We start from the raw sequence: 20,952 nt of genomic DNA on the forward strand, positions 1-20,952 counted from the left end.
GTATATCATATCAATATACAAAGCAATGAATAAAAGTGTATTTTTTCGATTAACAGAAGAAGAGTTAGAGCACCTCGAAGAATATTGCAAAGCCTCTGGAAGAACAAAATCTGATGTACTCAGAGAGTTGATTAGGAAATTAAAAATCAATAAAAAGCCGTGCTAGAAGCACGGGGCTTGTATCCCATTAATTTTGGTCAGAGGATTTAGTGACACAAAACTCTAACTGTTAACTAGACGCAATTGCCATACCAATACTGCGTAGGTTTTGCGTGGAAACACGAAAATGGGTAGGTTGGGGAGCCACTCGCGTGTGGGGGTTCCCCCCGTTGAGCGATGTGGCGTTTGAGGAACGAAACCCAACATTTACAGGTATTTATTGAGTTTCTCCATGGCGATCCAAAGCCACAAAAATTCTCAGCCCTTGTAGTATTGATTGCCATACAACTTTCTTTGTATTGCGATTTCCTCAAAATACTCCACTCGTCAGGAGCATCCCAACGTGGAAAAAATGCGCTTGCGGTTGAAATTGCAGCTACACAAACGCTCGTCAGCCTACGCGGACTCATCGCAGAGCCTGCGGAAGCTCGCGTCGTTTGTTTAGCAAGAGAATTCTATTTTCGCAGTGGCGTTTCAAATTCCCTCACATTAGAAATGTGGGGCTATACAAACAAAGCCCCTTCGGGTTCGCCCTCCGGGTTCGCCAGTCGCCTACGGCGGGAAACCCGCCTACAGGGCTGGACTCACCGCCTGCGCGGGCTAATTAGATGCATCGTTATACAGAAATGGTATATCCCTCTTCCATATTTAATTTGTATGTTAAACCGCAGAGACGCAGAGGGCACAGAGTAAGAGAGTCCATTTAATTGAAAGAGGGCGAGGATATTCATCTATAAATCGCTCCTCCTTCATATTTCAATCTTGTTGCTAAGTTTCATTTAATTGAAAGTTACGCCTAGAAAAACGCTTTGCTCTATAGAAGTCAGTTTCAATCCCGTTACCGGGTTTCATTTAATTAAAAGTCACAGCTTTTGGTACAAAACGAGCGATCGCTCTCTGGTTTCAATCCCGTTACCGGGTTTCATTTAATTGAAAGTAACACATTGCCAGCATGCAATAACGGCACTTTTGCAGAGTTTCAATCCCGTTACCGGGTTTCATTTAATTGAAAGAAAGTTCTAGACCTTTGCTCGGGTATAGGAGGGTTGTTTCAATCCCGTTACCGGGTTTTATTTAATTGAAGCTGTCATATTGCCGACAAATGTGGGACAATAATAACATGAAATCATTGAAGTTTAAGCTGTACGAACACAAGCGGAATAGACACCTCAAGCGAACGATTAACGCGTCAGGGGCTATCTACAACCATTGCATTGCCCTGCATCATCGGTACTACAAGATGTGGGGCAAGCACTTGAATTGTGCAAAGCTTCAATCTCATATTGCTAAATTGCGAAAGCGGAACCCGTTTTGGCAATTGGTGGGTTCTCAAGCAGCACAGGACATCTGTCAGCGCATTGAGAAAGCGTACCAATTATTTTTCAAGTACAACAAAAAGGGGGTTCGTCCACCAGGATTCAAGAAAATCAAGAAGTACAGATCCTTCACTCTCAAACAAGCAGGATACAAGTTTCTGGGTGCCAATCGGATCAAGATTGGAAATCGAGTCTATCAATTTTGGAAATCCAGAGAAATTGAAGGAACGGTCAAAACATTAACCATTAAACGGACACCACTGGGCGAACTGTTTATGGTGATCGTAGTTGACAATACAAACAGTCCGCAAATCAAATTCGAGACAGGTAAAATTGCTGGGTTTGATTTTGGACTTAAGACATTCCTCACTTGTTCGGATGGTACAAAAATTGAGTCTCCTCAATTTTTAAAACAGTCTTTCAACGCCATCAAGAAAGCGAGCAGACAGCATTCCAAAAAGTTAAAAGGTTCTTCCAATCGAGAACGAGCTAGAAAAAATTTGGTACGCAAATACGAAGGCGTGACTAATGCTAGATGCCACTGGTTTTGGAAGTTAGCTCACGACTTAACCAATAAGTTTGACGTGCTTTGTTTCGAGACACTCAACCTCAAAGGAATGCAACGTCTTTGGGGTCGCAAAATATCAGATTTAGCTTTTGGAGAATTTCTCCAAATTCTAGAGTGGGTTGCCACTATCAAAGGCAAACAAGTTGTATTTATAGATCGCTGGTATCCGTCTACCAAGACTTGCTCTCATTGCGGATACGTTCTAGAAAATCTGGATTTGTCTGTCAGACAGTGGCGCTGCCGGTCTTGTCAATCGTTGAATGGGAGAGACGAAAACGCCGCTAAAAATATTTGTACAGTTGGGGCATCAACTGTTGGGTTAGACGACGTAAGACGGGCTATGTCCGCAGTTGTTGCTTGAGCCTAGAATCCGCGCACTTTTAGGGCGCGGAGTATGTCAAACTCATGTTGTATTTTATCGCGGGCTGGAATATCTTGGTTAATCTGGACGACTGGTGAGGCTGGCAAGGATAGCCACCAACTCGACTGGTTCAAAAGGTTCAGCAATATGTACTGCATATCCCTCGTGAATTGCTCGTCCCCGATCTGCGTCACTCCTCGTTAGCGCAATCGCTGGGATTTGTCTTCTTTGTACTGCCTCAACACTTTTTATTTGCTGGATAAGTCTATAACTCTCCTCACCAAGTCCCCTGATATCAACAATGAGTGCATCAAGTTGCATTTGCTCTACTGCTGTCAAAGCAGCAGTGATATTCCCAACTGCTATAACCCGTGCTGCACGTTCTTCTATCATTCTTTGGAGGAGATCGCGAACTGCTGTTTCACTGGAAACTATTAGAACGTGTAAACCTTGCAATCGCAAGTAGCCAAATTCGTATTCAGGTTTATGCGTTTTTCCCCAAGCACACATTAACTCCGTAATGGGTCCCAAGCTTTCGCCATAGGAGGTCAGTGAGTATTCTACACGAGGAGGAACTTCACGATAAGCTTCGCGACAAATCAATCCATCTCTTTCGAGTTCTCGCAATTGCCCAGTTAAAACCTTCTGGGTAATTCCAGGAATTAACTGTTTTAATTCTCCAAATCGCTTTGCGTCTCGTCTCAACCACCACAAAATAACACATTTCCACTTACCGCCAATCACTTCTAGTGTCACTTCAACCGGGCAGTTATACTCTGTTTTTGGCATACTCGCAATTCCATTAGTATCTATTTGGTAACTATTGATGGCTCGTGCTATTCCTTATCCAAGATAAAGTTACAAGAGGAGCAAATCTCAATAAAAAATTCCTAAGAAATCTAAAATAAAGCTTAAAAAAAGCAAGATTAATTTGCTTTTAGCAACAATCAACAAGATTTCTCAGCCAACATTTTGTAAATTCAACTTGTTCAAGGTGTACGAGAACTAACCTTAGAGTTTAGGAGAAAGATCTCTTGAAAAATTTGCTATGGAGAAAAAATTACCACACTCCACAGTGAAAACAGATGAGCAATTGTGGTAGAGCATTTGTTTGAGAGCACGATCGGTCTTGATATTGCTCATCTCGCCAATACGTTTCAGTATGGGTGCAGGTAGGGTAAGCAAAATAGAAGGCTCCGTCAAACAAACACTCAAGTGAATGAGCACTTAATAACTTGCAAAGTTCAAAAATCCAGAGGAAATTATGAGTTTTTTACAAAACAAAGTAGCTATCATCACAGGTGCTAGTAGCGGTATTGGGGCAGCGATTGCTCAAGAACTTGATGCTGCAGGTATGAAGCTAGTTCTGAGTGCGCGATCGCAAGATAAGCTTGAGAAACTGGCTGCATCACTAAACAATGCTAGCGTTCTTGCAGGAGCTATCACAGATGTAGATATGCCTCAAAAACTGGTTGATTTTGCCCTTCAAACTTTTGGTCAACTTGATGTGGTTCTGAACAATGCAGGTGGGATGACTGTAGGCTCCATTGAAGAAGTAGACATCGAAGCTGTTTGCCAGATGGTTCGCTTAAACGTTGAGTCTGTTTATAGAATGGCTTACACGGCTCTACGACACTTCAAAAAAGTTGGAAGCGGCTTTTTAATTAACACCTCAAGCATTTCTGGATTGAAAACAGTACCTCGTTACGGCGCATACAATGGTACAAAGTATGCCGTTGAAGCCTTTACCGATGCTTTACGAATGGAACTGGCTGGTACTGGCATTAAAGTTGCTGCGATCGCTCCAGGGACAGTAGATACGGGGCTTTATGACCATTGGAATGCAGAAGACAAATCCTTCATTAATTCTGGCGGTGTTTTGTTACCAGAAGATATTGCTCATTGCGTCCGCTTTATCCTAGAGCAGCCAGAGCACGTTCTTATTCCCCGTCTGTTGGTAGTTCCCAGAGACCAACCTGTTTAACGCAACCACGGAAGTCCCCGCCCTCAAGCGAAGGTAGGGTGGGGATGGACAGTGCCAAATCAACATCGAATCATTTGGTGACACTCCCACCTCTAGAAGAGGCGGGATTTTTCAAGAATAAACCAGGTCTTGAATATCCCACAGACTCCAATGGATTGATATGACTCCTAGAAAGAGAAATTTCAAGATTGCCCAATTGCTGTTGATTACTGCTGCGATCGCAGCTATGTTTCCAGATAACTTGAAATGCTTTTGAAACTTCTAAAGCATGAATTCTGTGATACCAACCATAAGCAATAAATTCTTCTGGCTCATCCGATATCTGAAGAAAATTAGTACCATACATCCCAGTTTTTTCGCTCCCCTTAACAATATATTCATCATTGTCAACAGGCTCATAAGGACCAGCAATGTTGTCAGCAATATACCAATATAGAGATGAATTAGTGACTCTTTTATGCTTCACTTTTTGCAGCCAATTGGGATTGAAGAACTGCTTAAAGCACGAAAAGAATAGATTGTACTTTCCGTTCTTGTAAATGACTTGGGGTCGTTCTAAGTGGTAGTAAGGCCAATCGGAAGCATTTACAGGTGCTTCTACAGCAGGTGGTAATAATTTGTAAGGACCAGAAATTTTGTCTGCTACTGCTAGACCCACACAGCCTTGAAAATTACCACTGACTTTAGAGCCAGCACAAATGAACATATAATAATTGCCAGTATGCTCATCCTTAAAAATATAAGGGTCTCGCCAGTGAAAATGTCCCGTCCAGTTACTTCTTCCATACCACGAATCATCCTTTTCTGGCATTAACAAAGGGCGATGAGAATAACGTGAAAAATGTATGCCATCGGTTGATGTTGCTAAGCCTATAGCTTCATTCCTCAAGTGAGGTGGTTCTTTACCACCTGCTGAGTAAAACAGGTAGTAGACACCATCTTCTTTATAGGTACAACCCGCACACACTCTTCCCGACTCCCAGTCATTAGCTGGTTCCGGCTCAAGAATGGTTCCTAGATATTGCCACTGCTTCATATCAGTAGAAATTGCACCGCAAATTTTACTGATTGTCCACCAAGGGATTTGTCCTTCTAGTCCTTCTAAGTAGAAAAGACGATAAATATCGCCATCCTTAAGTATCCAAGGGTCCCAAACCATCGGTTGACCTCGGCGCAGCGATCGCAAAACTCCCGTGACAGTTTCGCCTATCCTAATTTGAAGAGGCTCAATTATACCTGTAGGTGCCAAATGCTCGTTTTTTATGGGTAGAGGCTCAAGAATACTGATGATTTTCTGTTGTAACTTATTTAGTCTCATTTGAATGCGAATTTGCTTGTTAGCTTTACTGAGTTATTTCCCTAGCTGGTAATTGCTCTAACTTAAGTAGAGGAATGAGAAACCAACAGAACGCTGTAAATGCAGCACTGATCGTGACAAGGGCGGAAACTGGAACATCCCAACCATATAAGTAACCGCCCAAGATGGAACCGGGTTGTTTGGCAAGATTGTACACAGACATGAGCAGTGCATAGGTCGCACCTTCTACACCAACAGGACAAGCTCTAGCTGCAATTTCTAGTACACCTAGCATGGCAATCATGGCAAAAAATCCAAAAAATAGGCTCACCAAGATAGCTGTTTGCTGATTCTGTATAAATAACAAACCAATTGTAGAAACAGCAGTTAAGCCAACAGCAAGATTGAGCAGCGACCGCCGTGAAATCTTAAAGGCAAAGATTCCAAAAACGATCGCACCCAAACCATTGGCGAAAGCTTCAAATGTACCTAAAAGACCTATGAATTGAGCATCAAACTTTAAAGTATCCTTGTAATAATATATAAGGTAATTTACGAGGGGCGGAACGAGAGAGAATTCAAGGCAAGCAATAAAACCAATAACAGCAAGAAGCTGTCGTGACTTGAGTGCTGACCAAAGGGATTTGATGCTACTTGCGATCGCAACTGTTTGCTGCTGCTTTTTTTCATCCGCAAGTAATACTACGGTCGCGACGACACCAATCAGCGGTACAATTGCAGTGAGCAAAAAAGCGGTTGATAAATTAGAGTTTTGAGCCAGCCAACCACTGATATAGTATAGAAGCGCTTTACCAAAACCCAAAGCAGTCCATTGAGATGCCTGTAAGACTGCTGTATTGTTTAAAATCCTACCTTGAACGACCATTATTTTGTCTGTTAGTACGTCGCTAAAGGCTATAGATAAATTGACTAACAGCACGCCAATCGCCAGTAGAGAAATTGTGTTAAATTGAAAGCGACTTAACCCTAATAAAACAGCAATTGCTAGCGTATAGCAAATTAGAAAATAGCTTTTAAACTGATAGCCAAATATGGGAATAGCATCTGCAATAATTCCATAAAGTGGTCTGATTAACCAGGGTGTAAAAATTAAACTGCTAAAGGTTGCTAATTGTGCTGGAGAAAGTCCCAGACTCTCTTTAAGGTAGATAGTTAGGGGAAGACCGAAAAATCCTGGAAGACTTCCATAAGTTTGGATTAAATAAAACAAGACCATGATGCAAATTACTCGCTGCACGGTCATTCGATCTTCCTTACCATTGTTTGACATAAGTTGCATCTATCCCTGCTCTGATTAAGACGCTAAACCAAACTCCATAGCTGAGAGGTTGGTTTCTGTGTCAACCACTTTCTCTAACTGAAATCCACACTTCTCAAACAACTCCTGAAAATGTCGTCGCGTGCGCCATCCACCCCCAGGGACTGCAACATTCACCTGTACCGCAAAAACTCCAGGCATAATACCATCAGGAGCTACTTTTGGTTCATCTAAATCGGGAACGAAAGCCTGTAAAAGAATAATTTTTCCGTGAGTTGGGAGAGCTTGCTTGCAATTGTGCAATATCTTCATCGCATCTTCGTCATTCCATGCTGAGATAAAATATTTCATGACGATCGCATCCGCACCGCTTGGTACTGATTCAAAGACATTTCCCGAGATGATTTGCACCGCCTCTTTATCAACCCCTTGCTTTTCCAAATAAGCGATCGCCGTTTCAGCCACATAAGGAACTTCAAACAACATTCCTTTACAGCCAAAGCGCTTGACAATGCGAGCAATGAGCCCACCCTGTCCGCCTCCTACGTCCATCACGGTACCAAAGCGACTGAAGTCATAAACATCTAACAATGCGTCAACAGCATGATCGGTTAAAAAACTCATCGCATTGATAAACGTATCGCCGCTCCATTCGTTATCCCGGCAAAACTCATAAACTCCTTTACCGTTTGCTCTCTCAAAGGGTACTTCACCCGTATGCAAAGCATTTTCAAGGACTTTCCATGCATCCCACTGAGCGGGTTCTGTAATATGCATGGCAAAATGTCCGATGGATGGTCCCTTATTGGTAACGAGAAGGGCTGATAATTCAGTAGGAGCAAAAACTCGCCCTGGCTTTTCCTCCAAGACTTCTAAATGTGCTAAAGCTCTAAGGACAAAATAGAGCCTTTCAGGTTGTGTTTTCGTCTTTTGAGCTATGCTATCAAGGCTCTGCTCTCCCTCATTCTCTAAGAAATTAAATATTTCCAAGCGGGTAGCAATGTAAATGCACTGGCTTTTTATAAAAGCCAGAACCATATCGAAAAGTTTTTTCTTAGCTTCCATTGAAGAAGCTTTTTTGATTGGGGTAGTAGTCATGAGTTAATCAATAAGAAATAGGTAACGCATACTGCCATTTCAGAGCTTATCAACTTACTTTATGTAAACTCGCTTCAGATGGCGTTCTCGATCCTGATACTGTGTTCGCGAATGTAGCATGCGGAAATTGTCCCAAATTAGCAAGGCATTCTTGGACCACTTGATAGAGATTTTTTCGTTGTCAAAGAACTGTAGAAAGCGGTTAGTAATGTTGTTTAAATGTGGAGCGTTGTCACGTTTAATGCTGCTGAAGTTGAACCTAATTATGGGTTGTTCGCAGGACTCTACATCATAGAGCGGATGTTTGACGATGTTATTACTTGGAGTTACAAAATCAAAGTGGTTGTTTGTGATGTATTCACGCTCTTCATTTGTCAGTGAGTGTACAAAAGAGTAACCATCCGCTAGAAGTGTATGTCCGCCACCGCAACTTGGAGGGTTCACACACCACAGACATTGATAGTGTAAGGGTATCTGCTCATACTCATAGCCCTCAGTGTGTGGTTCAACGTCGCTTGTAGTGAAAGCAGGGTATCGCTCTCCTAAATTCGGCTCGACCTTGATAGAAAACACATATTCGCCGTTGTATTTGTGTGGGATAAGAGTCCCAAAGTTCTGCACGAATCCCAGGTAGTCAAAACCATCGGGGATTTCTTCAAGATATACATATCCCTGCTCTTTCAGCAGATAGTGGTGGTTAGCAATAGCAATATCGCCCGTGATGTTACTATCGGTAGCAGTTTCAAAAGAACTCATCGCCATGAGTGAGAACTCCCCCAGTACACCCTTATAGAAATACGTAGCCCAATACTATCAAAAGCCAAGCATCAGATAAACAGAAAAAGAACTCAATCACCGCCCAATTCTACAAGTTTACCAATGTTAAAATCTATCTTCGTCCAGCCCTTAAGTTGTCGTAAGTTGTTAAGCAATAGCAAGGCAATTTGCCAGTGGTGTACCATCAAAAACGGCAATGGGTCATGCAACTCGTAAATAGCATCAGTTCCTCGTAAAATATTCCTTATCCAAGATTGCAGTTGAGCAAAAGAACGAATGCCCGTCAGCCGCCAGACTTCATGATACAACCAGTATGTAGGTTTACTGTTTGGCACTGGAGCGAGGGGTTCGGCTAAAGGTTCTGTACCTAAATAAGCGTCTGCAACTTGAGGATGGTTGTAAAACATTGTAATCGCCGAATGGGTTCTAGGATTGCACTCAATTGCATAAACCTTCCCATCATCAGCTTGGATAAAATCAAAAGAAACTTGTCCGGTCAATCCTAGCCCTTTGACAAAATGCCTTACCCACTCCTGAATTTTAGGATTCTTAACATTCTCATAATTCACCTGAAAAGCCGAAGATTCCGAACAGCAGTGCAGTTTTAAATCTCCATTTCGGACTGTGCTGTGAGTGCAAAATTCTTTGCCAGGAATAAACTCTTGCATAATCCAAGGCTTCTCCAAGCTGATTGGCAAACTCTTCACAAATGCTGCTGTTTCTTCAGGTGTATTGCAAGGTAGTTTTGTAAGATCTAAACGACGTACAGAGTCGTAGGGAAGGCTTTTGAGAATATACTTGCGAGTTTCTTGAGAAAAATCGAAATTCAACACTTGCTCTGGGTTGGTAATCTTAAATGATTTGGGAACCGATAAACCCAAAGCTCGTGCTTTCTCACTAAAAGCAAATTTATCATCTAGCATTTTCGTCACATCAGCATCAAAATGCAAGACTTCACAATAAGGTGATAGTGCTGGCTTGGCTAGAGAATCGTAGTAACTAGCAACTGGGCTGGTGACAGGAACATAAACATCGATATTTTCTCGCTTAACGATGTCTACTAAGGTTTGAATATATTCCTCGGGCTCGTCTTGTGGAGTAGGAGTGGTGTAAAAGCGAGACACAGCATTAGAAAATCGGTGTCCTGATAACCAATACTTATGGGTTTCTATGAGAACAACCCTGTGTCCCGCAGCACTAAAGAAACGTGCAAGCTGCAAGGCTTTCGTCATTTTACCACCGCTAATAAGGATATTTTTAGCGCCTGCAACTGTCGTTTCTTGGGTACTGAAAAGACGGCTTAAGAAACTCCAAATTAAAGAAATCAGAACGATCGCTACGTTAATAGGTAGCGCTAACAAGAGCAATGTTAAAGCGCCTAAGTTTTGGAACAGGGCAATAAAACGTGTTTTTACACAAAAGGGTGGTGTTGCTGGTACTGGTGAAGAAAAAGAAATCGATTGTGTCATAAAAGGTGTTGGTTAGGTGTTAGTTGTTAGTTGTTAGTTGCTAATTGTTTTAACCACTAACCACTAACCACTAACTAGATCCGTCTGATGATAGTTAACCCATCTCTTAATGGCAATAGAACTTGTTCAACACGCGGATCGTCAGCAACGGTACGATTAAAGTTGGCGATCGCTTCACCATTTGGAGTACGGTTTTCGGGAGAGAGATACACTTGACCTTGTAATAGGGTATTATCCACGCAGATAAATCCCCCAGGAACTAGCAAATCTTTTTCCAACAGGGTATGAAAGTACTTTACATACTCCTTCTTATCAGCGTCTACAAACACAAAGTCAAATTTCTGACCATCAGCTGCCAGTTTCTGCAAAATTTCTAATGCGCCACCCACTTCTACACGAATTTTCTCCCCATGGGGGGATGCTTGAAAAGCAGAGCGGGCAAATTCTGCCGTGTATTGGTCAATTTCACAAGCAACGAGTTCTCCATCAGAGGGTAGAGCTTCTGCCATTGCCAACGCAGAATAGCCAGTGAACATACCTATTTCCAGTATCTTCTTGGCTTTGGTCATGTACACAAACATTTTGAGAATTTGTCCTTCCACATGACCCGAGAGCATTTCCTGTTCGAGTTCCCGTACCGTAGTCCCTTCGTCAAAGCGCTGACCCCAAGCTTCACAAGCAGTTTTCTCTGCTAACGCGGCTAAAGCCGGAGATTCACTTGTGGTGCATTCTTCTAGGTAAGGGTCTAAACCAGCTGACAAGCGGTATGCTACATCGATCTCTGCTGCTAACTGACTGGATGTTTTTCCATCTAGGGTTAGCAAAACAGTTTCTAGCTGTTTTGCTAAAATTCCCAATGGTGTAACAGGTCGAGCAATTGGTTTTTCAGCAACTTGAGATTGAGACATTAAACTTCGCTCCCAACGAGTTTTGGCTTATAGGTAGCTGGATACATTTCTACACCCTCACCACCACGAGGATAGTTTTGGCACAGCTGTTTGTGTTCCGATATAGCAGCTGCTAGTTCCTCACGAGTTAAATCGTTCATAAAGAAGCAATTGCCAATGGGTTTTGGCATTGCTGCTCTTAACAGACCGTCTCGTGTCAGGATAATCGATTGAGTTGCACGCCACATGAGTTCTTCATCCATTAGGGGATGATCTAGAGCGAGACCGAGACGGCTCATCAAACCTAGAATGCGATCGCGTTCTTCGCTGGTAATATAACCTCGTTGTGCGGCTAATGTTGCTGATAAAGCCATGTCAATGTTGACTGCATGACCGTGGAATATGGGAATGCGAGGAGCCAATTCCAAAGTGGGACTCCAAGTGTGACCGTAAGCAATAACGCGATCGAGGTCTAACTCATGGAGGTTGGGAATTTCCAACTCCAACATAGTTTTGATAGCTTCATAAGTCGCTTTATGAGCTATATCCCTAATTTCTGGTTCAGCATGAACGTAACCAAAATGAGTGCGAAGTAATTCCTCACCATACTCATCTAACAAATCGAAGACCTCTTTGTTAGCAACCACAGCAATTTTCACAAGTTCCGCCATACCATTACGGACTTGTGCTGTGGGAAGAGTTTGCAGAAAGGAAAAATCCAGGAAAACTTTTTTAGAGGCGTGATAAGCCCCCAAGCGGTTTTTCAGCTTTTTGTGATTAACCGCTACCTTAATAGCCACACTTGCATCAATCAATCCGATGAGTGTTGTAGGAATGCGAATGTAGTTAGAACTTCGACGATAAGCCGAACAAGCAAAACCCGCTACATCTGTAATCAATCCACCACCAATTACCAGTACGGGTTCCTTACGAACCAAACCAAAATCAGCAAAAGCATCTACAATTGTCTCAAATGATTCAATAGTCTTGTTTGACTCAGCGATCGTAATAGGGAAAAGCGTGAGGTCAATGCCGTAATACTCGAAATATTCCTGTATTTGGCTGCTATATAGCCTGTTTACGTTAGTATCTACAACAGCTAAACAACGTCCAAATTCCTTATAGACTTCTGCCAACTCAGTATTTTTGATTGAGAAAACCCCATCAACGTAAACTAGGCTATACTCAATCTTTTCGTAAGCTTCTACATGAAAAGCGCTTTCAGTAGCTTCAAACTTTGTGTGTACGTTACTCATTCTTTTCGATCCTAAGTTGACAATATCTCCTAATTTAATTAGGAGACTATTCGCAAAATAATTCAAATCTGCATACTATCTAACCCCAGATATACCTTTGAATAAATCACCCAAAAGATATATCCAATACAACAGAAAAACCTATACGAACTCTAACTTCTTACCCAAATAGGGTTTCAATCTTACTTTTTTGAAGTTTGTCCTGAATCTGCCAAGCCTTCTTATTAGCCAAATCACTTGCATCAGGTTACTTGCTGCTATACGCATAGATTCCAATACAAGAATAGGGTAGAGAGTTGTCAATCCTTTTTTTTTAACTAATTTAATACGATTTACCCAAACCCGATATCCTGTTTTATCATAAATATTTAATACTTAATCTAAATTTTTGGAAAAATCGAAAAATAAATCAAATTTTTGGAAAAATCGAAAAATAAATCATACGGATTTTAGAAGTTGTATTTATTACCTTTTTTCTAATTCTCATAATTAAAATAAACTTGATTGTTTAGCAGATATAAATATTTTTGCTTATTGGTCTAATACAGTCATTAGACGAACTGGGGATAGGGTTACCCTATCCAGATTCCGCACCCTCAACTGACTCATAGGAGGAGCATCCCAAAGAGTGCTATTTGCGCTCAGAATAGAATTCACCGACGGCAGGCGCTATCTCAGGAGGGGAGACGCTACGCGAACAACGGGGGAAACCCCCTCCGGGTTTCCCACGCCCTAGCAACTGGTGAGTCCAGCCCTGATAGCGCAGCGTGCTTTACCGTTTTTTCCATCTCTCTCAGGATAGACTTATCGCCAATTCTCAATCCCCTATGGGGAACATACTACAGATTGATGAGAAAACGGTTCATTGTAGATATAAAGTTGAGTGTACTTTTTTAAAGTTATTTATGTTGAACTCAACTTTACCAAAAACTATTCAAGATATTCTAGAAAAACAGAATGAACCAAACGCTGTCTTTAGTAGTTTGCTAGCAGCACTTGGAGAAGAGTTAAAATGCGATCGCTGTTTTCTCTATCTGAGAAATCCAGAACTCAAACTAGGAAAAATTGCTCACTGCTGGCGGCGAAGCCCTGAAATTCCAAATCTCATACAGCCTGAGTGGGAACCAGAACCAGAGTCTTTACCAAAAGAAGATCCTCTCTTTGCCGCTGCTTTACGAAAAGACACCTCGGTTTACGTAGAAGATGTAGAAACAGCCAATCCAGAAGTCGTCAATCGTGAGTTTGAGCGAAAACATCTCGGACATCGGGCGCTGATACACTCTCACTTAGTCTGGAACAATCAACTCTGGGGAATCTTGCAGCCCTGCATATTTGGGAACAAAAGAGAATGGTCAACCTTCGATCGTACTGTTATCACCCAACTCGAACGGGAGTTACCACCTTTAGCAGCTGCTTACGTTCAAGCGACTTTTAACCAATATTGAAACCCGCATTTGCTTGGACGGTTTTCCCCCACTCTTATTGCCGTTATCTCACCTAGAGTTTCGCCACAATTTAAATATGCTCTTATTTAAAAAGGCGAACTATGTTTCCATTTTCTTTTTGGTATAACAACTCTTGCTATGGTGGGGAAACAGTTTCTCGCAAAGCCCGCCTTGAACGCAAACTGAAATTTCTAAAGACTATGCGAGATGATTTAGAAACTAAACTTGCTGGTCTGAATGCTGCTATTAGTAACGTAGAGCAGCAGATAACTCAGGAAGATGTGACTCAAGTGTAAAGATAGTTAGTAGTTAGTTGTTAGTGGTTAGTTGTATTTTTAACGACTAACCACTCACTACCAACGACTGACGAGTCAAAATTCAACACGCTGTGCAGTACCAAAGACGCTGAGCGTTTGATAGGTCTGTAATTGTCCCGTTGGAGTAGGAACTACAAAACCAGGTTTCTTGCTAAAAATGACTTCAGTTTGAATTGTGCTTGTTCTTGAGCCTTCCGCAAGAAAAACCATTGGTAGCAACAAGGTTAAGCTTTCAAAACCTTCATCTACCAAATTATTTTTCAGCATCACTGTGACAATCCGACCCAGTTTAGTATCTTCTACTTGGATTTCCGAACCGCTGAAATTAAGGTTTTGGTTATGAGTCGTGAAAGTGAAGAGAGGCTCTCCGGTAAAACTGCTAGTTGAATAAGTAACCTGTAAATCGTAACCTTGTAACTCAAAGAGATTTGGTTCTAAAGTTGATGGAGTTGTTTCTTGTGTAGTTATTATCATTTTTCCAGCTATAATTTTTCACAGCTTATCTTGTTCTTCCAGTATGGGGAACTTTATAAAAAATTTGTAGTACCCTCTCAGGTACTTTGTATGAGCAAAGCAGTCTGAAAAGGCTGTATTTTTATTTCTATTTGAAGAATAATTAACCCTCTTATGTCAGCGCGAGAGAATAATTGAAGCGAATAGAATTTGCTGCTATACCAACAAAGTAACTCCGGTTGTGGATTCGCGAATAAACCCACAGTACGAGAGCCTCAAAGAGAAAAAGTAAGCTCAATTCTCCCTTGTTATTAAAATAAAGACGCAAACACATTTTGATAGTTTTTTCCCTCTACATAAGCAGTATTGGGTGAGAAAGTAGTTACTATTGCTAGTACCTTAACGACAAATAGAAGGAAATTAGAGCTTCCCAGTGGAAATATTATTGACAATAATAGAAAGAAATATAATATTCGTTCAGATGGATATGTGGAATTTATCAGGTGGCGATTGTTTGTTCAGCTTAGCGGCTCATGATAGTTTTATCTCCTCCATATTGATTCGTCCCAATGTTCATCAGGCACTTACAGTTTCACGGGACAATACTTTAAAACTGTGGGATCTTAATAGCGGTCAATGTTTGCGTACTTTTGAGGGTCATAGAGACTGGGTCGTTTCCACTGTCATTCATCCCAATGGTCACCAAGCACTCTCTGCATCATGGGACAATACTTTGAAGCTATGGGATTTAGAGAGCGGGGAATGCTTGCACACTTTTTCTGGTCATGCGTTTACCTGCGTTACAGTAAAAGTTTTTGTGACTTTTACTATTAAATGTAGTATGGACAAATTATAGATAAAAAAAGACTTGTCTAGTTATATCCGATCGCAAGAAATGAGAAAAAGGCACGCAATAGGGTGGTGATGGGTTTGACCCTGCACTCTGTAACAGAGGCAATCAGTGTAAACTCTATTTTAATCTTGCTACGGATATAACTCTGGAGAACAAGAATGATTCTTCTCAATGCACCTCAAGTTTTAGCGATCGCTGGAGAGAATGCGGTTCCCATCTCACAATTACCAAAGGTGTGGCAAGACATTGCTACGGGAGAGCCTAGCTTTGGACTGACAAGCCGCCAGAGCTATGTTGAGATGGCGCAGTTGTTCCAGTACAAGTTAGAACAGGGTGATGTTGACCTGTTTGACGAACGCCCAGAACTGGCTCGTCTCAAGCCAGCATTTACTGAGATATTTGGACAGTTAGCAAAAGAAACACTAGAATTTTACGGACAAGACTTTAAGATTGAGCGATACCCCGATTTTTCAGAAGTCGTTCGTGAATTTGAGTCAAAAGGAACGGAGTGGGCGAACGAACTGAAGGTCGCTCGAATCGCACAAGAACTGTTTCAAGAATTTGGTTACGAACTTCCTGCAAGCTTTTACCAAGTTCACCTTGCGCCTATTTACAGAGATACTGTATTTGAAGAACGTGCTCTGAGATTCGATCCCCGCGATCGCGAACACAAACGTGGATGGGATGCCGTGTTGCATGCAGGAAAAGTCTTTGCAGTGCAAATGAAAATACAAAGCATCGCTTCCAAATACGGTTTTACCTATCAACATGGTTGCGGCTGCGAGTCTCACTTATCTTCTATTGACCAAGCACGGGGCGCATTTGAGTACGAATTGAATCCTGAAAAGCGCCAACGTTGGATTCGCAGTTTTATCTGGACAGCATGGTACGAATACGCCTTTTTCCCCATAGTACCCAACACCAGATACTTGGTTTAATTTGGCTAGACTGAGGAGCAAACGATACCTTAAGCCCGTGTTCCCTATATCTTAAGGTAGTCTAGCGCTAAAGCTCTCTCCTATATTAGGAGAGAGCTTTTTTTGCATTTCATTAATTGTGTGTCAGAGCCAATTTATTTCCTATAAAGTTTTGGCGGTGTGATAGCTCGTAATAGATCGGGAGAAGGTACAGCATCCTTAACATTTATCTTGCGAGGAATAACTTTTTCTTGAAAATAAAAGTCAGCAACTTGCTGTTGTTCAGCAATGATAGAAGGTGTGAGTGCTCTTAACCGACGAACGGCTCTACGTGTCACTGTTTCTAAAACTGATGGCTCAATTTTTACTTCAGAAGCAAGCGCTTTAGCCGCTTCCGCTGGGTTGTTATCAGCCCATTCTCCTATTTTGTTTGCTTCTTCTAAAAACGCTCGCACCAATTCGGGATTTTCCGAGACAAATTGACGTCTGGCAATATAAAATCCATTCAAGGTATTAATACCACTTGCATTTCTCAAATTCCGAATAGGAATACTTTTTTCCACAAGAGCTAAAAAGGGATCGCCAGCGACCCACACCTCAACCTTGTCTTGAATAAAAGCATCGCGGGCTTCCGAGGGAGTTAAACCAACGACTTGAACATCACTAATTTTTAAATTTGCCTCTTTCAATGCTTTTGCTAGTAAATAATGGGCATTCGATCCCCTCTGAAAGGCAACTTTTTTGCCTTTTAAATCTGACAATTTTTTAATCGGAGAATTCGCTCTTACCACAATACCCTGACCCAAACCTTTACTAGGTGTGCGTCCGGCAATATAAATAACTTCTGTGATACCCGCTGCTTGGGAAAATATTGGTGGTGTCTCTCCTACACTACCGATATCTACTTTACCTGCATTCATTGCTTCTATTAACTGCGGTCCTGCAGGAAATGGACCTACCCAATTCACCGTTACACCTAATGCCTTAAACCGTGGCTCGACAGCTTTTTTAGCTTTAACTATATCCCCAGAGGTTTGGTAAGCCAAATTAATGACTTTTGACTTAAATCCTCCTGGTTTTGTTTGTGCTTGAGTACTTTGGATTTGATTACCTGCCAAAGATGTAGATAGTGCAAAAAATCCTACCATCGTATATTGCACAATCCGCTTTAATGCCGTGCGACGTTGTGGAAGAAATGGTATTTTCATAACTTTTCAAACAGCCTCTTAGATGCTCAAAAAAATTTTCCCTGCCTTCGGTCCGGCAGAGTAACAGCCATAAATTTTGGTTTTTTTCACCAAGGTTATCAATAGATTAGAAGTCAAAATATCTTAAAATCGATTGATTTACCGTATTTTTAGTGATACCAAAAAATCTTTCCATAGTTTGATGTAAAATGCAAGTAGTTCACCAGACATGAATGCTACGAAAAGGAAAAGACCTCAACCCCAATTCCATCTTTATCTATACAGTTCAATTCTCTATGAATTTAAGAGGCGGGTAAGGATGCCTACCTCTTAACATAGATGCGAGAATTTAGTATACAAATCTTAATCTTTAGGCTATCAAGTTAAACGTTTCAGCAAAATCTGCACAGGTTGAGCAAAATTAATCAAGCTTTTGACAAGAAGTGAAGGCTACACTCAACGTGTTCCTGCACTAGAAATTGTGATTGGTTGTTTATGACATACTCTCAAAATCAACGATCTATCTTGACCCGTCGTTACTTTTTAGGTCTTGCAGGACTGACCGCAGGTGGAGCAGCCTTTGTTACAGGTTACCATGCTTTATTCAATCAGTCTGGAGTACGGGCAAAGAAATCCGGACAACATTTGCCCGAACCAGAATTGTTACGCGTGCAACGCCTCGAACCTGATTTTGTAGAAGCTGAGATTGTCGCTAGCCACGCGTCTGTTGTTTTAGCAGGAATCAGAGTACAACCTTAATAGTATAATCCACCCATTCCACTTACACACCTATCCCTTTCAAATACTTGCAAGGCAAGATGCAGAATCTGGCACTTGGCTACCTGAACCATTCCGGGCATGGCGCGATAATATTAACGTACCCGGTCACTCCAAAGTGCGAATCGCTGTACCGTTCCGCGATTTTACTGGCAAAACCGTGTTTCATTGCCATATTTCTGAACACGAAGACAGAGGAATGATGGGAATACTTGAGGTTGAGGCATAACCTTTCATCTATTGAAGGTCAATGTGAGTAGCTCACGAACCTTATCTGGGACCTACCTCAGTACTTCCATCTGGCAAAATAGTATACCAGCAAAAAATGTATTAATTTTCACTAACCTATTTACTTAGAAACATGGGCGTACTGAGATAACGTTCGCCAAAAGAAGGCTGTATCATCACGATCAAACGCCCTGCATTTTCCGGACGTTGAGCAACCTGTATTGCCGCACACAAAGCAGCACCAGAAGAAATACCAGACAACAAACCCTCCTCTGTTGCTAGTCTTCGCCCGAAAGCCATTGCTTGCTCGTCACTCACTTTAATCACTTCATCGATCAAATCTCTGCGGAGAACCTCTGGGATAAATCCTGCACCAATACCTTGAATTTTATGCGCTCCTGGTTCACCTCCAGATAAAACTGGGCTGTTCGCTGGTTCTACTGCGATCGCTTTAAAACTGGGCTTGCGTTCTTTAATAACTTCAGTAATTCCAGTAATTGTTCCGCCCGTACCAACACCTGCAATAATAAAATCCACTTCCCCATCTGTATCTGCCCAAATTTCCTCAGCTGTGGTTTGTTTGTGAATTTTGGGATTAGCAGGATTGCAAAACTGTTGCAACATAACAGCGCCTGGAGTGGTAGCAACAATTTCTTCTGCTTTGCGAATTGCTCCTCGCATGCCCTCAGTTCCCGGAGTCAATTCCAAAGAAGCACCATAAGCTTGTAACATAGCACGTCGCTCCTGGCTCATAGTTTCAGGCATTGTCAGAATCAAACGATAACCGCGTGCGGCTGCTACCATCGCCAGCCCAATCCCCGTATTACCAGATGTAGGCTCCACTAAAATATTTTTTCCGGGCTCAATCACCCCCCCTTCCTCTGCTGCTTTTACCATACTTGCAGCAATACGATCTTTTACGGAGGCGGCGGGATTCATCCCCTCTAGTTTCACCACAATTTGAGCCACACATCCTTCAGACTGAGGTATTTTATTTAACTGAACTAAAGGAGTTCGTCCAATGACTTCTGTAATATCACGAGCAATTCGCATTCATCTGCTCCTAAAAATAAATTGGGGACAAGGGAGATAACGGGGATGAGGGGGATGAGGGGGATGAGGAAGAACTACTAATAACTATTCCAAATTTCTAATCCACAATTTGCTCATCCAAAAGTGTCAAGCCCTAATTGTATTATCTGTACGGGTTTTATGATGGCTATTTATTAAGGTTTTAGCTGTAGCGAATGAGTGTATAGCAAAAAAACTTGAGTACACAAATGCTAGAACCTCTTTTTAGAAAAACTAGTACCCAACAACTAAAAGACTAGAACCCATAACCCCAAATAATCTTACAACTCTTATTGAGTAAACCTTCCACAGATTGAGTACAACTCTAATTAATTTAATTAACTTGAATCCAGTTGAGTAAAAGTACTCTGAAACAGCCCTCCTGATATAAAAGCTATAGGATTTACGCAGAGATTCCCCTCTACCCCCCTATATTCTAAAGCGAAAGCTAAGGAGATAGGGGGGGCTTCTTCAAACAGTTAACCATTAACTACTAACTGTTAACTGATATATGAAATCTAAATTTGTTCAATTCTTCACGGTTTGTTTTGTTACCTTTGTCGTACTTTCTCCAGCGCTAGTGGTGTTTAGCATAATTTGGGAACGACATACAGAACTCGTGCAAATACGAGCATTAAGCTGTGAAATCGATAAGAGTCGTGAAAACTCAGTTCAATTAGCACCCATGCAAAAAAGTAAAAACTCTTATCCCGATAAATCTCAAACACAATTATTTGATACTAAATTTACTAACCAATCCTTAATTTCTTTAGAAAAACATCAAATTGTTACAATATTACAATTTCTTTTTCTATTTTTTCCTATCTTTATAGGAGTGTTCGTTATCTTATACGATAAGTATCTTATTTATCGAACAGTTACCTTTCAGCAAAAAGTAGAAATGCTGGAAAGGATTTGGCAACAAAATATTGAGCAATAAAAAGTTATGTCAGAACCAATTTCAGAACCAATTTCCGAGCAGTCTTTAGAAGAACGTCATAAATTGTATTGCGAACTTATTGAGAAATTGCTCCGTTGTCCTAACGGTCAAGAACCAGAAATTTTAGAAGCTCATTTAGAATTAATCGATCCTGGTTTAATACAAACAATGTTACAGGTAGCCACTGGATTTGCACATCAAGGCAATCAAGATGGTGCAAAATTTCTCATCCATGTTACAAAAGAACTTTCCAAACAACTCGGACTCTATCCTGAAATTCCAAATACCAAAGAAGTAGGAAAGGAGTAACAAA

The 20,952-nt window shown here is 41.4% G+C and carries 23 protein-coding genes; 12 read left to right on the forward strand and 11 right to left on the reverse strand.

The genetic code is table 11. The features are described 5' to 3' along the window. Positions 1-25: 25 nt before the first annotated feature. From AB0756_RS25405 to AB0756_RS25415, 3 genes are all read left to right on the forward strand, one after another. Complete coding sequence (locus AB0756_RS25405) at positions 26-166, forward strand: ribbon-helix-helix protein, CopG family (RefSeq protein WP_038082165.1); 141 nt, start codon at positions 26-28, stop codon at positions 164-166. 170 nt (positions 167-336) lie between these two features. Further along, positions 337-852, forward strand: coding sequence for a hypothetical protein (locus AB0756_RS25410; RefSeq protein WP_038082166.1), 516 nt, complete (start codon positions 337-339; stop codon positions 850-852). Positions 853-1,279: 427 nt separating this feature from the next. Next, entirely contained in the window at positions 1,280-2,404 is a 1,125-nt protein-coding gene (locus AB0756_RS25415; protein WP_408104017.1) for an RNA-guided endonuclease InsQ/TnpB family protein, read from the forward strand. A 78-nt stretch (positions 2,405-2,482) separates the two neighbouring features. Here AB0756_RS25415 and AB0756_RS40050 read toward each other — a convergent pair whose 3' ends face one another. Further along, positions 2,483-3,193, reverse strand: a complete 711-nt coding sequence (locus AB0756_RS40050) for a winged helix-turn-helix transcriptional regulator (RefSeq protein WP_063779565.1) — start codon at positions 3,191-3,193, stop codon at positions 2,483-2,485. Positions 3,194-3,668: 475 nt separating this feature from the next. Between AB0756_RS40050 and AB0756_RS25430 the strand changes: the two genes are divergently transcribed. Beyond that, on the forward strand, positions 3,669-4,388 hold the full coding sequence (locus AB0756_RS25430) for an SDR family oxidoreductase (protein ID WP_038082168.1): 720 nt from the start codon (positions 3,669-3,671) through the stop codon (positions 4,386-4,388). A gap of 70 nt (positions 4,389-4,458) precedes the next feature. Here AB0756_RS25430 and AB0756_RS25435 read toward each other — a convergent pair whose 3' ends face one another. The 7 genes from AB0756_RS25435 to AB0756_RS25465 form a co-directional block, all read right to left on the reverse strand. Further along, positions 4,459-5,706, reverse strand: a complete 1,248-nt coding sequence (locus tag AB0756_RS25435; protein ID WP_050046665.1) for a family 43 glycosylhydrolase — start codon at positions 5,704-5,706, stop codon at positions 4,459-4,461. Between the two features lie 25 nt (positions 5,707-5,731). Then, the gene (locus AB0756_RS25440) at positions 5,732-6,985 is read right to left on the reverse strand and encodes an MFS transporter (RefSeq protein WP_050046664.1); all 1,254 of its coding nucleotides are present in this window, start codon (positions 6,983-6,985) and stop codon (positions 5,732-5,734) included. Positions 6,986-7,000: 15 nt separating this feature from the next. Further along, positions 7,001-8,062 (reverse strand): methyltransferase, encoded by a 1,062-nt coding sequence (locus AB0756_RS25445; RefSeq protein ID WP_050046663.1) that lies wholly within the window; start codon positions 8,060-8,062, stop codon positions 7,001-7,003. A 54-nt stretch (positions 8,063-8,116) separates the two neighbouring features. Beyond that, a complete protein-coding gene (locus AB0756_RS25450; RefSeq protein WP_038082177.1) occupies positions 8,117-8,824 on the reverse strand; it encodes a TauD/TfdA family dioxygenase in 708 nt (235 codons plus the stop codon). Between the two features lie 86 nt (positions 8,825-8,910). Then, entirely contained in the window at positions 8,911-10,308 is a 1,398-nt protein-coding gene (locus AB0756_RS25455) for an ATP-grasp domain-containing protein (protein ID WP_038082178.1), read from the reverse strand. Between the two features lie 74 nt (positions 10,309-10,382). Continuing rightward, positions 10,383-11,216 (reverse strand): O-methyltransferase, encoded by an 834-nt coding sequence (locus tag AB0756_RS25460; RefSeq protein WP_038082179.1) that lies wholly within the window; start codon positions 11,214-11,216, stop codon positions 10,383-10,385. Then, positions 11,216-12,451, reverse strand: a complete 1,236-nt coding sequence (locus tag AB0756_RS25465) for a sedoheptulose 7-phosphate cyclase (RefSeq protein WP_038082180.1) — start codon at positions 12,449-12,451, stop codon at positions 11,216-11,218. Before AB0756_RS25465 ends, AB0756_RS25460 begins: the two co-directional genes overlap by 1 nt. A gap of 905 nt (positions 12,452-13,356) precedes the next feature. On the opposite strand from AB0756_RS25465, the gene AB0756_RS25470 reads away from it, so the two are divergent. Together AB0756_RS25470 and AB0756_RS25475 are read left to right on the forward strand one after the other, a co-directional pair. After that, positions 13,357-13,896, forward strand: coding sequence for a GAF domain-containing protein (locus tag AB0756_RS25470; RefSeq protein ID WP_038082307.1), 540 nt, complete (start codon positions 13,357-13,359; stop codon positions 13,894-13,896). Between the two features lie 101 nt (positions 13,897-13,997). Further along, a complete protein-coding gene (locus AB0756_RS25475) occupies positions 13,998-14,192 on the forward strand; it encodes a hypothetical protein (RefSeq protein ID WP_038082181.1) in 195 nt (64 codons plus the stop codon). Positions 14,193-14,267: 75 nt separating this feature from the next. Here AB0756_RS25475 and AB0756_RS25480 read toward each other — a convergent pair whose 3' ends face one another. After that, entirely contained in the window at positions 14,268-14,687 is a 420-nt protein-coding gene (locus AB0756_RS25480) for a hypothetical protein (RefSeq protein ID WP_038082184.1), read from the reverse strand. 460 nt (positions 14,688-15,147) lie between these two features. On the opposite strand from AB0756_RS25480, the gene AB0756_RS25485 reads away from it, so the two are divergent. Beyond that, a complete protein-coding gene (locus AB0756_RS25485; RefSeq protein WP_050046662.1) occupies positions 15,148-15,522 on the forward strand; it encodes a WD40 repeat domain-containing protein in 375 nt (124 codons plus the stop codon). A 155-nt stretch (positions 15,523-15,677) separates the two neighbouring features. Continuing rightward, positions 15,678-16,457, forward strand: coding sequence for a hypothetical protein (locus tag AB0756_RS25490; protein ID WP_038082187.1), 780 nt, complete (start codon positions 15,678-15,680; stop codon positions 16,455-16,457). Positions 16,458-16,591: 134 nt separating this feature from the next. On the opposite strand, the gene AB0756_RS25495 is transcribed toward AB0756_RS25490, so the two are convergent. Then, positions 16,592-17,644, reverse strand: a complete 1,053-nt coding sequence (locus AB0756_RS25495; RefSeq protein ID WP_038082189.1) for an aliphatic sulfonate ABC transporter substrate-binding protein — start codon at positions 17,642-17,644, stop codon at positions 16,592-16,594. A 474-nt stretch (positions 17,645-18,118) separates the two neighbouring features. On the opposite strand from AB0756_RS25495, the gene AB0756_RS25500 reads away from it, so the two are divergent. Then, entirely contained in the window at positions 18,119-18,382 is a 264-nt protein-coding gene (locus AB0756_RS25500) for a twin-arginine translocation signal domain-containing protein (protein WP_050046661.1), read from the forward strand. A gap of 43 nt (positions 18,383-18,425) precedes the next feature. Further along, positions 18,426-18,629, forward strand: coding sequence for a multicopper oxidase domain-containing protein (locus AB0756_RS25505; RefSeq protein WP_408019916.1), 204 nt, complete (start codon positions 18,426-18,428; stop codon positions 18,627-18,629). A gap of 116 nt (positions 18,630-18,745) precedes the next feature. Here the strand turns inward: AB0756_RS25505 and cysK are convergent, their stop codons facing one another. Next, the gene (cysK, locus tag AB0756_RS25510) at positions 18,746-19,681 is read right to left on the reverse strand and encodes a cysteine synthase A (protein ID WP_038082192.1); all 936 of its coding nucleotides are present in this window, start codon (positions 19,679-19,681) and stop codon (positions 18,746-18,748) included. 529 nt (positions 19,682-20,210) lie between these two features. Here cysK and AB0756_RS25515 point away from each other — a divergent pair. Further along, positions 20,211-20,639, forward strand: coding sequence for a hypothetical protein (locus AB0756_RS25515; protein ID WP_038082193.1), 429 nt, complete (start codon positions 20,211-20,213; stop codon positions 20,637-20,639). 6 nt (positions 20,640-20,645) lie between these two features. Continuing rightward, complete coding sequence (locus AB0756_RS25520) at positions 20,646-20,948, forward strand: hypothetical protein (protein ID WP_050046660.1); 303 nt, start codon at positions 20,646-20,648, stop codon at positions 20,946-20,948. Positions 20,949-20,952 lie beyond the last annotated feature (4 nt).

Origin of the sequence: Tolypothrix campylonemoides VB511288_2 (genome assembly GCF_045999855.1) — a bacterium.
GTDB classification, from domain to species: Bacteria; Cyanobacteriota; Cyanobacteriia; order Cyanobacteriales; family Nostocaceae; genus Scytonema; species Scytonema bouteillei_A.